The organism is Marinobacter litoralis (assembly GCF_016427555.1).
Lineage (GTDB): Bacteria > Pseudomonadota > Gammaproteobacteria > Pseudomonadales > Oleiphilaceae > Marinobacter > Marinobacter litoralis_A.
Window position 1 is genome coordinate 16,016 of sequence record NZ_JAELVS010000006.1, and the last position, 13,737, is coordinate 29,752.

Sequence of the window (13,737 nt, forward strand, 5' to 3'; positions counted from 1 at the left end):
GTAACACATCATGAGTAACCAAACCGCGCTGATCGTAGACGACGAACCGGACATCCGCAGTCTCCTGGAAATTACTCTGGGGCGGATGGGCATCACCACCTACACCGCCGCCGACCTGAGCAGCGCGCGCGCCCTTCTGGAAGAACACAAACCCCAGCTGTGCCTGACCGACATGAACCTGCCAGACGGCAACGGCATCGAACTGGTGCAATGGATTCAACAACACAGCCCCAGCACCCCCGTGGCCGTTATCACCGCCTATGGCAGCATGGATACCGCCATTGAATCACTTAAGGCAGGGGCGTTTGATTTTGTCTCCAAACCGGTCGAACTGCCCCGACTACGTGAGCTGGTGAACAGCGCCCTGAAACTGTCGGAACCCAAAACCGAAACGACGGCCGAGGCAGACAATCCCGGCCTGCTGCTGGGCAACTCCCCGGAACTGCGCAAACTTCGCAACCAAACCCGCAAGCTCGCCCGCAGCCAGGCACCGGTGTTTATCAGCGGTGAATCCGGCAGCGGTAAAGAACTGGTTGCCCGAATGATCCATCTGCAAGGCCCGCGCGCGGAAGCGCCGTTCGTCGCCGTTAACTGCGGCGCGATCCCCTCAGAGCTGATGGAAAGCGAATTCTTCGGGCATAAAAAAGGCAGCTTTACCGGTGCCGTGGAGAATAAAGATGGCCTGTTCCGAAGTGCCGATGGCGGCACCCTGTTTTTGGACGAAGTGGCCGATTTGCCACTGGCCATGCAGGTAAAACTACTGCGCGCTATTCAGGAGAAAGCGGTTCGGCCAGTTGGCGATACCAAGGAAATTCCGGTAGACATTCGGGTGCTGAGCGCCACCCACAAGAACCTGCCGGAATTGGTGCTATCCGGAGACTTTCGCCAGGATTTGTTTTACCGCATCAACGTAATCGAGCTGGCCGTACCCGCACTTCGCGAGCGGCGAGACGACATTCCTCTGTTGGCCGAGCATATACTGGAGCGCATTGCCGGAGAGTATGAGTGTGATCCGGCCACCCTAACGTCTGCCGCTATTGACCGGCTGAAAAGCTATGACTTCCCGGGCAATGTGCGTGAGCTCGAGAATATTTTAGAGCGTGCCTTTACGCTGTGTGATGAGGACCGTATTGATGCCGACGACTTGCATCTTGGTGGCGCAGTGGCGCAAGGCAGCGCCGCACGTGGGCCAGGTAACGGCGGAGGTGAGCTGTCGGATTTAGTACCAGAAGGCGAAATTGACCTGGAAGACTATCTTGAAACCATCGAACGGCAGGCCATTGAGAAGGCGCTTGAAGCAACACGCTGGAATAAGACCGCGGCGGCCAAGAGGTTGGGGATCAGTTTTCGGGCGATGCGGTATCGGTTGAAGAAGTTGGGGATGGAGTGAGCTGAGACAAAGTTCACGAATTTACAACTCACTCGCCCTAAAACCTCTCAGCCTGATAACCTTTACGCCTTAGGAGCAGGATGCTCCCCGTACACACAAGGATGTAAGGTAATGCATAACCGCACTAACAAAACTTGCGGCTTCACTCTTGTGGAGCTGCTGGTCGCAATCGTCATCATTTCCGTCATCGCCAACTACACAGTTCCTTCGTTAGGCTCACTTCTGAACAGTGCTCGCCGCCAGAGCGCGGTTAGTGACATGATCGCCCTGATCAACTTCGCAAGAAATACCGCGATCATGGAGCAACGCACCATTACCATGTGCCCTTTAGACCAAACCAATCGTTGCTCAAACAACTGGAACAATACCCCCATAACTGTATTTCGAGACTCAGATGCAGACCGGGTGCTCTCGAGTACGAATGACGTTGTCAGGATAAAAGAGCTGACCAAAGGTGGCACCTGGAAAGCCAGTACCGCTAACCGCTCATACTTCCGCTTCTTTGCAACCGGGCAAGCAAGCTATGCGATCGGCAATATGGTTTGGTGCCCTGACAATAAGAACAGCGGGATGGCAGCCCAGGTTATCATCAACATGGGCGGCCGCCCACGACTATCAGGCGACCAAGACGGAGACGGTATATTAGAAGATGCTAATGGGAATCCGGTGGTCTGCAGGTGAGCCACTTCAGGTCACCAAATTAATCCGACCAAGTCGCCTCGCCGGCACCAATAGAACCTGAATTATCGGCATCCCACTCCCTTACTCCATTGGAGCGGAGTTGAAGGAACCCATCTCCTGCTTGACCATTTTTAGGAACCGCTCTCAAAATGAACGAGTTCGCCTGCAAATCAAAAATACGGATATCGTAGAATTTCACGCTACCGTCAAGCGGGGCCTCCGACGGGAATAAAGCGGCCGGGGGCGCGGTAAGAGTTGCAGTTATAGCGCTAGTACCGCCATCCGCCCCAATGTAGGTATTGTTCTGCGTATAAAAACGCTCCATCGCACTCGCGAATTGCATTAGTACCGCTTTTGCATCACCACGCCGGGTTCGCTCAACATACTCTTGATAACTGGGGTAAGCGATTGCCGCAATAATTCCGATGATCGCCACCACAATCATCAGTTCAATGAGCGTAAAACCCTGTGAACCTTTCAGCCTCATCAACCGTTATCCTTTTCATCTAAATGCTATAAAAATACAGGGCGGAACAAGTCCGCCCTGTAACATCATCAGTCATACAGCTCTTGCCAACTTCTACGGCCTGTTGCGGCCGAGCTTGCTCCCACATCAATTTCATCCGGCAAAATCTCGCTATTAGACAGCGGAGTTAATGCGTAATCATCGATAAAGCTTGTCTGGTTCGGTATACCGCCCTCTACTTTGTAACCAGCAACCGGCTTTCCAAGCTTTGGCCATATCGTTCTGTCCGCGGTTCTACCATCGAGGCCGAATGCCATTAACCATCCTTCACCGCCGATGTCACAAGGATTAGTCGTAGGAACCAGCGAATTCACAAAAATGTAGTCTCCCCGGACCTGTGCAGACAAATTGATTCGCTCTCCCGAATCAATCAGATCAACATACCATCCAGAATGGGTGGTCGGGTCGAAAGCATCGCCACCGGAGTAACGTACATCGTAATCAACCCCGTCTACAGTTACCTGCCCTGCACTCAACGTCCGATCAAGAAGATCACTTCGGTCAAGAGCTGCAGTGTTATCAAAAACACCGTAAAAAGACTGTACGTCTGTATTATTTACGTCGCCGAGCTCCAGGTATTTACCGGTACCAAAAAGCACCATGACCTTGGAATTGCTCCCTGAGTTACCACCGCCCTTATTACCACTCACGGTTTCAGGGTAACGAATCGCCAATGGAGCTGCAGTAATTGGCTGCGGGGTTGTAATAACTGCTTGAGGACTCTGGCCTCCTGTTGCCGTGAACAACGGCCCCCTGTAGGGATTCCCCCACCCTTGGTTGCCTAGCGTAGCTACCCAAAGATTTCCCTTTAGGTCACCAGCATAGATTCTATCGACAATACGATCACTGCCCTCAAGATCCACCTGACGTATCGGCGAGAGCCCCGTAGCATCAGTAGCGCTATCAAATTCAATGTATTTGTAGTCCGAACCCTCAGACCAAGTTCCATCTAGCCCACCCTCAATATCGAGCATGAAGAAGCCGGTGCTTGGGGTGTCTGACATATAGCCATTCGGCAAGAAAACCGTCCACTTGTTTGAACCGCCGCCCCAGTCCGCTAGCGAGATCGTTGGCGGCTCGGTGATGTAGCCCAAGCGAGAATCGTCAGCCGCAGAAAACTCCCACATAGGGATATTTGATGCCCCGCTGGCAAAACCATTCGGGTCTGTAATATCCAGAGCAAAAATACCTTTTCCGCCGGTCCGAGCTCCGCCTATAAGAACGCTACGCCAAGCTGCTGCGGATCCTCCAGCACCCTGGCTTTTAACTTCTGAAACCACTGGCGACAAATCAACGTAATAACGATGGGTATAAGCAGGGTCTGTCAGGTAGTGAAGCCCCTCTTGAGCGGTGTCGGAGGCAATAAATTCCGGGATATAGGCAAACAGCTCCTCTCCGGTATCCGCTGCAAACGCATGTAACATCCCATCATTGCCACCAACATAAATAACGCCCTTCCGGTTTTCATACGTTTTCGCGAAATTGGCGTGGGATCCCGAGTCAGTCCCAAAAGCGGAACTCTCTGGCCAGTTCATAGAGGGAGCCTCAATGTACACTGGCGTCGAGTTAACAATATCGCCTAACCGGCTGATCCTCGAACGCATCCCATCTATTGCTTCACCGCGCAGATACCTTATGCGTTTCTCAGCCAAATCCGAATCACCGCCAAATTCCAAATCATCCTGCATGGCCTGGGTCAGGCTAGCCAGGTTGCCGGCTGTGAACTCTACTCCACTGGTGCCGTTAAACGTGTATATGTTTCTCGGCTCCGCCACTAAATCCCTTTGGTCCAGAACCGCCCCAGCCTCCCATGAGTATGTGTTTGCAATTTTTGGAGGACCCGAGGCCGCGCGCTGAATAGACGTTGCAAATAATTTTCCGGTCCAGCTTGCGGAGTTAAATTGCGCTCCAAATAACAGGGTGTCGGACTCTATCGTAGCGGTATTAAAGGTTACTGCGGTTGAAGTACCTTCTGCATCAGAAACGATATTTTTAAAAGCTTCTTCTAAGCTTTCCACCATTTTTTCCGCATTGCCAGCCGTGTAGAAGTTTTTAGGGCGCTTCATGGTTCCATTGTTTGCGCACGCTAAGGTATCCCCATTGGTCCACCAGGATTCGGGCAAATCATCAGTACGGCTTGCATCGTAATCATCAGGCAGAGTGAAACCACCATACTTTGTTGCCAGGTAATACTGATTTCTTGTGGCACACTCCAGTTTCTGGTTTTCCATAACGTCCACCCAGTGGGTCGTCGCCAGCTGATCACCATCCAAATCAGGTCGCATATCATTTATCCGATTGTCATACGCCAACCCAGCGATATACGCCGTGTTTCTGCGGCCAGTGAACTCACCGTTCCCCAACGTGCCGTCCAACCCTGGCTCCATCACGCCGATAAGATTGGTCATTTCCGTTACATTGACGGTATTGTCTGCCGAAACCTCACTTGGAATCGCTGGCTCATCAACACTTCGGTAACTTGAACCCGGCAAATTTCCATCTCGGTGTGTATTTGCATCACCAATACCCAAAATAGCAGTAGGCTGACACTCGTAGGATACGGGATCCGTCCAGTTGGTTATCACTGGAAAGTTGTCTTTATGCTTTTCAGTTGGGTTACTCGAATAAGCCGCTACGTTCCCTTGGTTTTTCAAGTATCTTGTTGCGGCATAATAAAGTTCACTAACCGGGTCATAGGACTTATGGCTATTCGTGTTTAATTGTCCAAACTTGTTTATATAGTTGATAACGCCACTGTTTCCTTCGGTTGCGTTATCAGGGTTGTCGAAGATAATACCAGTTTGGGGGTCCCACTCAGCACTCACGTCTCGCTGGTCAGCCCTTAAAACCGCCCCATCACGCTTTACATTATTATCATTCAAGTAACCGAACACACTGTAATTCAAGCTATTCACATTGGCTTGTATCAAGCCTTCAGGCTTCCAGTTATTGCCATACTGAACACAGTTAGGCTCCAACCCAACATTGGCATCGCATACCTTAACGCGAACAGCTGCCATATAATTATCATCGGTATTTATCGGAACGTTAGGATCATAATCCTCCAGATCACTAGCCCCCCTCGATTTAAACCCGCCACTACCTAAATAAAATTGCAGGGATTTCTCCATGCCTTGAATTTTAAAATGCACAGTATCGGTAAAAGGCGTAGCCTTAGCCGCTTCAACGCCGCTTATGGAGCGCTCCGCGACATTCGAATTTCCTGCATGCCGGGCTTTTTCCAGCCAAGTTTCAGTCGCTGTGTCCTTGACTCGATAGCCGCCGGTCAATGCTTTTCGGAACGGGTCAATGGTTTGTGTTGTTACCCAGTTCAGGAAGTTACCGCTCCACTCGTTAACCCCGGAACACGCTCGGCTAGTTGCGATAGAACTCGGGTAAAAATGGCGTTCAGATTCGGTGCTGGAATAGCTGTACTTGTAGCATTTTTCAGAATCGAAATAGCCTACAAAAGCTTTATCCCGAGTATAGCTTCCGAGATTGGCCAAACTTTGTAGCGTTGGGAACTCAACGGACGGTGTTAAAACCAGATTCCCAGGAACGCCGCGCCCGCCAGCAAGGTAAAGAGGCCTATCGGCGAACGCTGAAATCCCCGTACCTGAGGCATTAGCATTCGCACTAATTGAACCAACAATTACAGCTAGCATGAGCCTCAACACATTTTTCGTATTGTTCATTTAGAACCTCCCAAGCGCGCCCTAAGGCACCCCTTATTAAATATTGCGAACATAATGGGCCTGAATAACCCGTTGTGCCTCGCCTGAAGAGCCCCCTGTCCACACAACAATCCGAAATGCCTGAGCCTCACCCGCTGCAGCACCTTGCTGCGCACCGGCGTGGCCTACGGCAATCGAGTCATGTTTTTCTTCGGTTACAGCATCACCCAAGTGCTGGATGAAGTAGCGTGGTGTCACGCCCCCTACCGCGCCGGCGTCCAACACATCATTGCTATTCGCCCAATCATAAGTTAGAGGGTCCGGCGTTGCGTTGTCCGCACCGTACAGTCCATTGGTGCCGTCGAATATTGCAGGGATATTGAAAACGGCCGGGATGTTCATTCCGTCAAGTGCCTCTTCCGCACTTCTTAATCCTGCCTCTGCAATTTCTAAGGACTCAATACCTCCAGTAAAGCCAGACACCATTCGCTGCTGCATGACGCTTCCCTGCATACTTGAAAGTGCAAGCAAGGTCAGAATAAGCAAAATAAGCAGGGATAGAATCAGCGCTGCTCCGGCTTGCCTTATTCCCATATTCTTTGTGCAATTTTTCATGACCATTAAATCCGGTTACGCATGGTGGATGTCGTGGTATACACACGGTACAAAAAAGTATCGTTCGCTCCAGCGGTAGTTAGTAGTGATGCATCGTTGGCACAATCAAGCCACCCGGGATAACAATAGCTCTGACCTCCGTCCGTCACCCTGTCATCTGGAGAACGAATAAGAAGACTAATCCTGATCGCAATTGCTTCATCCGCTTGATTAGGGTCACCAGGATCTGACCACACGTTCACCTGACCATTACCGTTGGTGTCACGGCCGTACTGAAACTGGAAGTTTCGAACGTCTTCAAACAGCGCAACAGAGCCTGCCGAGCCGAGAAGCGCCACTCCATCACGCACCAACTCACGTCGACCGGTTGTTACATTGTCCTGCAAATAATAGCTGCGTTTAGTAGGCTTGAATAAGAAGGCGCCATTCGGATCGTCGTTGTAACTCGGTTGGATATCTTTAAAGGCGTTGCCCGGGCCGGACGACACATTCCCGGTGTTGTGCACAACAACTTTTTGGCCGTTATTTTGCTTATCAGGCTCATTTGTTACCTGAAACATATGCCCACGCTGACAGTTAGTAACTAGGACAATATCGTTTTCCTTGAGTCCAGTAACTTCTGAAAGATGGAGATTTGCTGAGTTGCCACTAGGCTGCTTTACCACCTTGAGCGCTGAGTTAGGGTCTGTTCCCGCCAAAGAGAGAACATCCGAACCGCCAGGCCCCGTATCATTCTCCCCATCCACCCCACGAAGTATCGCGTCAACACCCGCAGCAGGATTCAACATATTAACTATATTACCCGCCATAACCCCTTCTGAGCTTTGGCACCCCCAATAATCAGCATTCCGTATCTCCCTCGACAAAATAGAGAGCGCAAGCCGACCAGTTTCCTGAGTCCGAGCACCCGCTTCACTCACATTGAAAGTCCTGCTGTTCGCCACAAATATCTGGGTAAGGCCCGCAATAAGAATCAACGATAGCGTGAGGGCGATCATGATCTCGATAATTGTGAAACCTTTCTGCATATTGTTCACTGTTAATCCACCCTCGCCGCTACTGTCATGGTTTGGGTTTCAGAGTCATTGCCTAAGTTTCTCTCATCCCAAGTGACCGTAACGGCTGCCGTTACTTCACTACCATTTATCGTAAAATTAACAGTCCCTGAGGCAGTAGGGACATCCTGTATCAGCTCAGCCTCCCAGGCATCAACACTTGAAGAATCCAAGGCGGCACCATCATTCGCTCGAATCAACTCAACCATGCTCTGTGCGTGCATCGCGACCTGTGAACGCAAATGGGTGTTGTTGACCTGCTTCAAAGAAAGGTATTGCATCCCAACAACCCCTAGTAGCCCTATAAGCAAAATCAACAAGGCCACCAAGACCTCGATCATGGTAAAGCCTGACTGCTGCGGAGTTTTCAAATCGCTTTTTTTCATGCTGTTTCTCAATGCTATTACCGCCTCTTAAGAACAAGCTGTTACAGGGATCCGAGAATTCAATCTGCCGCCAGGATCAACCACGATTTCCCGTCCCTCTGCATCACCAGAGCACACCCTGATCACAATCTCTTGATTGCCTGCCATACCGTTAGAGCGAAATACAACTTCGTTTGCTGCAATTGAAGTCACGACTGTAGTTCCGCTTTCCATAGTTTCAATAGCACGAATCACAGTACCGTCTTGTAGCTGAGCTGAAATCGGGTCGGCAGAAAAATCTACTTCTACGAGAACATTTCGCCTGATCGCCTCACCGCGCGCAAAGTTAAGTAGACCAACAATAGAATTGGTTTTTGACACCACTCGGTTACGTTCGATCATGTTTCCGAACTGTGGCACGGCAATAACCGCGATGATGGCGATTAAAGCTATTGTTACCAGCAACTCAATCAACGTAAAACCGCGCTGGCTCGTTAGCTTGGGCATGAACCCGCTCCCTGAATATATTTTCATCTTTAAAGAATATAAGAGCACAAAAAAACCGCCAGCGGTCATCGACAAGTGGCGGTTCGGGGAGGATAAGCGGTCAGCAACACATCAAAACATGATTGCCATCACACATTCACCGCATCAATCCGCAATTCCTTAGGCATAGAAAACACTATATTCTCTTCCCGCCCAGCAATCTCCTGCGGCTCTTCCCCGCCCAATTCCTTCAAGCGGTTAATCACATCCGCCACCAGCACTTCAGGCGCAGAAGCCCCGGCCGTCACACCCACCGCTTTCTTGCCTTCCAGCCACTGCTTATCGATTTGCGCTGCTTCGTCAATCAGGTAGGCGGGAGTGCCCATACGTTCCGCCAGCTCGCGCAAGCGGTTGGAGTTGGAACTGTTCGGAGAGCCTACCACCAGCATCAGGTCGCAGTCGCCGGCCAATTGCTTTACCGCATCCTGACGGTTTTGCGTGGCGTAGCAAATGTCGTCTTTGCGCGGGCCTTCAATTTTCGGGAATCTGGCTCGCAGGGCGTCAATTACTCGAGCGGTGTCGTCCATGGAGAGCGTGGTCTGCGTCACGTAGGCCAGGCGTTCGGGGTCTTTCACTTCCAACTTTTCTACATCGCCTTCGTCTTCAACCAGGTAAATGTTGCCGCCGTTGCTGTGATCGTACTGACCCATGGTGCCTTCAACTTCGGGGTGGCCGTGGTGGCCAATCAAGATGCATTCCCGGCCGTCGCGGCTGTTGCGCATGACTTCCATGTGCACTTTGGTGACCAGTGGACAGGTGGCGTCAAAGACTTTGAGGCCACGGCGAGCGGCTTCGTTTTGGACTGCTTGGGATACGCCGTGGGCGCTGAAAATCACCAAGGTGTCGTCTGGCACTTCGTGCAGTTCGTCGACAAATACGGCGCCCCGATTGCGCAGGTTATCCACCACGAATTTGTTGTGGACAACCTCGTGGCGCACGTAGATGGGCGCACCGAAGACGTCGAGCGCGCGGTTTACGATTTCTATGGCACGGTCTACACCGGCACAGAAGCCACGGGGGTTAGCTAATCGGATTTGCATATCTTTGCCCTTCAGTGTGTTTGCCCAGCGGGCTCCACATCGATGATCTGTACTTCAAAGCTCAGTGTACGCCCTGCCAGCGGGTGGTTGAAGTCGACTTCCACTTCATCGCCTTCCACTCGGCTGATCACGCCGGGCAGTTCCTGCTGCCGGGCATCGGCGAAGGAAATCACGACACCCTTCTCCAAGACCATGTCGGCACTGAATTCGTGGCGTTTGAAGGTTTGCAGGTTGCTCGGATTGTGCTGGCCGAAGGCTTTTTCCGGTGGCACTTCGAAGGTTTTGTGGTCGCCGGCTTTGAGGCCCATCAGGTAGGCTTCGAAATTCTCCGGCAGGTTCTCGTCGCCGATTTCCAGCGTCGCAGGCTGTTTATCAAAGGTGGAATCCACAATCTCGCCATCTTCAAACTTAAGGGCGAAATGCAGGGTTACCCGGGTACCCTTGTCTATTGGCAGGTCGTTCATAGGATCAGTTACTCCTGTCAGCATCCCCGCTGTCTCCAGCGGGTTTGCGGAATGCATCAAGTACCATCATAGCCGCGCCGATGGTGATGGCGGTGTCAGCCAGATTGAAAGCGGGAAAATGCCAGTCCTGCCAATAGAAGTGCAGAAAATCGACCACGTAACCGTGAACCACTCGGTCATACACGTTGCCGATGGCCCCTCCCAATATCAGCACGATGGCGATGGCGGTCCAGGTTTCATAGGCTTTAAGCTTCTTTAGCCAACCAATCAGAACCACGCTGACCACCAACGCCAAAGCCACGAAGAACCAACGCTGCCAACCGGCCGCATCGGCCAGAAAACTGAACGCCGCGCCCGTATTGTGCAGCAAGGTCAGGTTGAAACTGGGCATCACCGGTATCGGGTTGCCGTAGGTAAGCAAGGCGGTGGCCAGGTACTTGGTCCCAAGGTCCACCGCGATCACCAGTACGGCCAGCCACAGCCACTTCAGTTTGCTGCCTTCGCGCTCATCCACCATGACGGTATCCATCAAGCGTAGGCGCGGGTTTCGCCCGGGCCTTCCACGTTGCTGACACAGCGGCCACACAGGTCGGCATGGTTTTCATGCTGACCAACATCTTCGCGGTGGTGCCAGCAGCGCTCACACTTGGAGTGAGAGGCCGGGGTCACTTTCACCAGCAAACCTTCAAGGCTGGTCTGCTCCGCACCGTTAGCTTCGCTGACTGGCTTAACCGTCGCTTCGGAAGTGATCAGAACAAAGCGCAGCTCTTCACCCAGGAAGTTCAGGCGCTCGGCCAGACTACCTTCGCAGTACAAGGTAACTTCCGCACTCAAGGAGCCTTTGATATCACCACGAGCACGAACGTCTTCGAGGCATTTGTTCACCGCCTCTTTTACGCTGAAAATTTCACGCCAGTAGTCACGGCCCAGCTCTGCATCTTCCGGCAGTGCGGTCAGGCCTTCGTACCAGGTTTCGTAGAACACGGTTTCACCACGTTTGCCGGGCAGGTGCTGCCAGATCTCGTCAGCAGTAAAGCTGAGGATCGGAGCAATCCAACGCACCAATGCTTCTGCCACATGATAAAGCGCAGTCTGACACGAACGGCGTGCAACGCTGTCCGCCTGCGTGGTGTACTGGCGATCTTTGATGATGTCCAGATAGAAGCCGCCCAGCGTCGATTCACAGAAGTTGTACACTTTCTGGTAAATGCGCAGGAAGGCGTAGTTTTCGTAGTCTTCTTGCAGTTCGTCTTGCAGCTGCAAAGCGCGATCGACCATCCAGCGATCCAGCGCGATCATGTTTTCCGGTGCCACCATGTGCTGCTCCGGCTCAAAACCATTCAGGTTGCTGAGCAAGAAGCGGGCGGTGTTCCGGATACGGCGGTAACCGTCTGCAGTCTGGCGCAGAATGTCTTTGGATACCGACATCTCACCGCTGTAATCGGTGGCCGATACCCACAAACGCAGAATGTCAGCACCCAATTCGTTCATCACTTCCTGCGGCGCGATCACATTGCCCATCGATTTGGACATCTTGTAGCCCTTGGCGTCCACGGTGAAACCGTGGGTCAACACTTGCTTGTAAGGCGCTACGCCATTCATCGCGATCGAGGTTTTCAGGGATGACTGGAACCAACCGCGGTGCTGGTCTGAGCCTTCCAGATACAAGTCTGCCGGGAACTGACCCAGTTCCTCGCGCGCGCGCAGGACAGATTCGTGGGTGACACCGGAATCAAACCAAACGTCCAAGGTATCAAGCACCTTGTCGTACTGGTCAGCATCGTCTCCGAGTAATTCGCTTTGATCGATGTCGTACCAAGCGTCAATGCCATCGGTCTCAACCGCTTGCGCAACTTTTTCGATCAATTCCTGGGTGTTCGGGTGCAGGTCCTGAGTTTCCTTGTGGATAAACAAGGTGATCGGCACACCCCAGGTGCGCTGACGGGAGATACACCAGTCCGGGCTCTGCTGGAACATGGCCTCGATGCGGTTCTGGCCCCAGCCAGGCACCCAGCGGATACCTTTGATGGCTTCCAGTGCGTCGTCGCGCAGATTGAGTTTGTCCATGCTGATGAACCATTGCGGCGTCGCACGGTAGATCAGCGGTGTTTTGGTACGCCAGCAATGCGGGTAGCTGTGGCGGAATTTCTCGGCACGCACCAGTTTGCCTTCACGCTCCAGCGCAGAGCTGACCGGCTCGTCGGCTTTGTAGACGTGAATGCCGGCAAATTCGCCAGCGGCGTCGGTGTAGGTGCCGTCGGCTTTGACCAGGTTGATGGTTTCAATGCCGTAGGCCTTACCCACTTCAAAGTCTTCCATACCGTGGTCTGGCGCGGTATGAACTGCACCGGTACCGGCATCCAAAGACACGTGGTCACCCAGAATCAACGGTACCTGCTTGTCGTAGATCGGGTGATGCAGCAGTTGGTTCTCAAGCGCGGAGCCGCTGACATTGGCCAGCACGCGGAAATCTTCCACACCCCAGCGGGCCATGATGCCTGCAACCATGTCTGTGGCCAGTACCATCCGCTCAGGGCCATTGCCGGTGTCCACCTGCACCAAGGCGTATTCCAGATCAGCGCCTAGGGAAACCGCCTGGTTAGCCGGAATGGTCCAAGGCGTGGTGGTCCAGATAACCACGGAAACGTCGCCTTCTCCTTCGCTGGTCCCAAACAGCTTGAGTACCGCCGCCTGATCAACCGCAGTAAAACGCACGTCAATCTGGGTAGAAGTTTTATCCTGATACTCAACCTCGGCTTCTGCCAGTGCGGACTGACCAACCACACTCCAGTAAACCGGTTTGAAACCACGAACCAGATGACCTTTGGCGACGATCTTACCGAGGGCGCGAACGATGCCAGCTTCTACTTTCGGGTCCATGGTCAGGTAGGGCTTATCCCACTCACCCATCACACCCAAACGGATGAAGTCGGCTTTCTGGCCATCAATCTGTTTTGCGGCGTAATCACGGCAAGCCTGGCGGAAGGTTTTGTAGTCGACTTTCACACCGGCTTTGCCGATTTCCTGCTCGACCTTGTGCTCGATGGGCAGACCGTGGCAGTCCCAGCCCGGCACGTAAGGCGCGTCGTATCCCATGAAGCTGCGGGATTTAACGATCATGTCCTTCAGAATTTTATTGACCGCATGCCCGATATGAATGCTGCCGTTCGCATAAGGAGGGCCATCGTGCAGGATGAATTTCTCCCGGCCTTCGCGCTGCTTGCGCAGGTTGCCGTAGACATCGAGATCCTGCCAGCGTTTGAGCATATCCGGCTCACGCTTGGCCAGGTTACCGCGCATCGGAAAGGCGGTTTCCGGCAGATTCAGGGTATGCTTGTAGTCGCTCATGTTTGTGTGCGCACTCTCTGGTTGGTCAGTTAA

General features: G+C 52.6%; 12 protein-coding genes. 2 read left to right on the forward strand and 10 right to left on the reverse strand.

Going from position 1 to position 13,737, the window contains the following annotated elements; translation table 11 throughout:
* The first annotated feature begins 10 nt into the window (after positions 1–10).
* Positions 11–1,390 carry a sigma-54-dependent transcriptional regulator gene (locus JAO79_RS14085; RefSeq protein ID WP_199007901.1) on the forward strand — a complete coding sequence of 460 codons (1,380 nt, stop codon included), beginning with the start codon at positions 11–13 and terminating at the stop codon, positions 1,388–1,390.
* Positions 1,391–1,501: 111 nt separating this feature from the next.
* Complete coding sequence (locus JAO79_RS14090) at positions 1,502–2,071, forward strand: GspH/FimT family pseudopilin (RefSeq protein ID WP_199007902.1); 570 nt, start codon at positions 1,502–1,504, stop codon at positions 2,069–2,071.
* A gap of 19 nt (positions 2,072–2,090) precedes the next feature.
* Here the strand turns inward: JAO79_RS14090 and JAO79_RS14095 are convergent, their stop codons facing one another.
* The 10 genes from JAO79_RS14095 to ileS form a co-directional block, all read right to left on the reverse strand.
* Entirely contained in the window at positions 2,091–2,558 is a 468-nt protein-coding gene (locus JAO79_RS14095) for a type IV pilin protein (protein ID WP_320158968.1), read from the reverse strand.
* A 68-nt stretch (positions 2,559–2,626) separates the two neighbouring features.
* Positions 2,627–6,292 (reverse strand): pilus assembly protein, encoded by a 3,666-nt coding sequence (locus JAO79_RS14100; RefSeq protein ID WP_199007903.1) that lies wholly within the window; start codon positions 6,290–6,292, stop codon positions 2,627–2,629.
* Positions 6,293–6,328: 36 nt separating this feature from the next.
* Positions 6,329–6,886, reverse strand: a complete 558-nt coding sequence (locus JAO79_RS14105) for a PilX N-terminal domain-containing pilus assembly protein (RefSeq protein WP_199007904.1) — start codon at positions 6,884–6,886, stop codon at positions 6,329–6,331.
* 5 nt (positions 6,887–6,891) lie between these two features.
* Entirely contained in the window at positions 6,892–7,914 is a 1,023-nt protein-coding gene (locus JAO79_RS14110; protein WP_227664690.1) for a PilW family protein, read from the reverse strand.
* An 11-nt stretch (positions 7,915–7,925) separates the two neighbouring features.
* Positions 7,926–8,327, reverse strand: a complete 402-nt coding sequence (gene pilV, locus JAO79_RS14115; protein WP_199007906.1) for a type IV pilus modification protein PilV — start codon at positions 8,325–8,327, stop codon at positions 7,926–7,928.
* Between the two features lie 27 nt (positions 8,328–8,354).
* Positions 8,355–8,813 (reverse strand): GspH/FimT family pseudopilin, encoded by a 459-nt coding sequence (locus JAO79_RS14120; RefSeq protein ID WP_199007907.1) that lies wholly within the window; start codon positions 8,811–8,813, stop codon positions 8,355–8,357.
* Between the two features lie 128 nt (positions 8,814–8,941).
* Positions 8,942–9,892 carry a 4-hydroxy-3-methylbut-2-enyl diphosphate reductase gene (ispH, locus tag JAO79_RS14125; protein ID WP_199007908.1) on the reverse strand — a complete coding sequence of 317 codons (951 nt, stop codon included), beginning with the start codon at positions 9,890–9,892 and terminating at the stop codon, positions 8,942–8,944.
* An 11-nt stretch (positions 9,893–9,903) separates the two neighbouring features.
* Positions 9,904–10,356 carry an FKBP-type peptidyl-prolyl cis-trans isomerase gene (gene fkpB / locus JAO79_RS14130; protein ID WP_199007909.1) on the reverse strand — a complete coding sequence of 151 codons (453 nt, stop codon included), beginning with the start codon at positions 10,354–10,356 and terminating at the stop codon, positions 9,904–9,906.
* A 4-nt stretch (positions 10,357–10,360) separates the two neighbouring features.
* Positions 10,361–10,885: a signal peptidase II gene (lspA, locus tag JAO79_RS14135; protein ID WP_199007910.1), complete on the reverse strand. Its 525-nt coding sequence runs from the start codon at positions 10,883–10,885 to the stop codon at positions 10,361–10,363.
* Positions 10,885–13,704, reverse strand: a complete 2,820-nt coding sequence (gene ileS / locus JAO79_RS14140; RefSeq protein WP_199007911.1) for an isoleucine--tRNA ligase — start codon at positions 13,702–13,704, stop codon at positions 10,885–10,887. The genes lspA and ileS overlap by 1 nt, the downstream gene beginning before the upstream one ends.
* Positions 13,705–13,737: the final 33 nt, after the last annotated feature.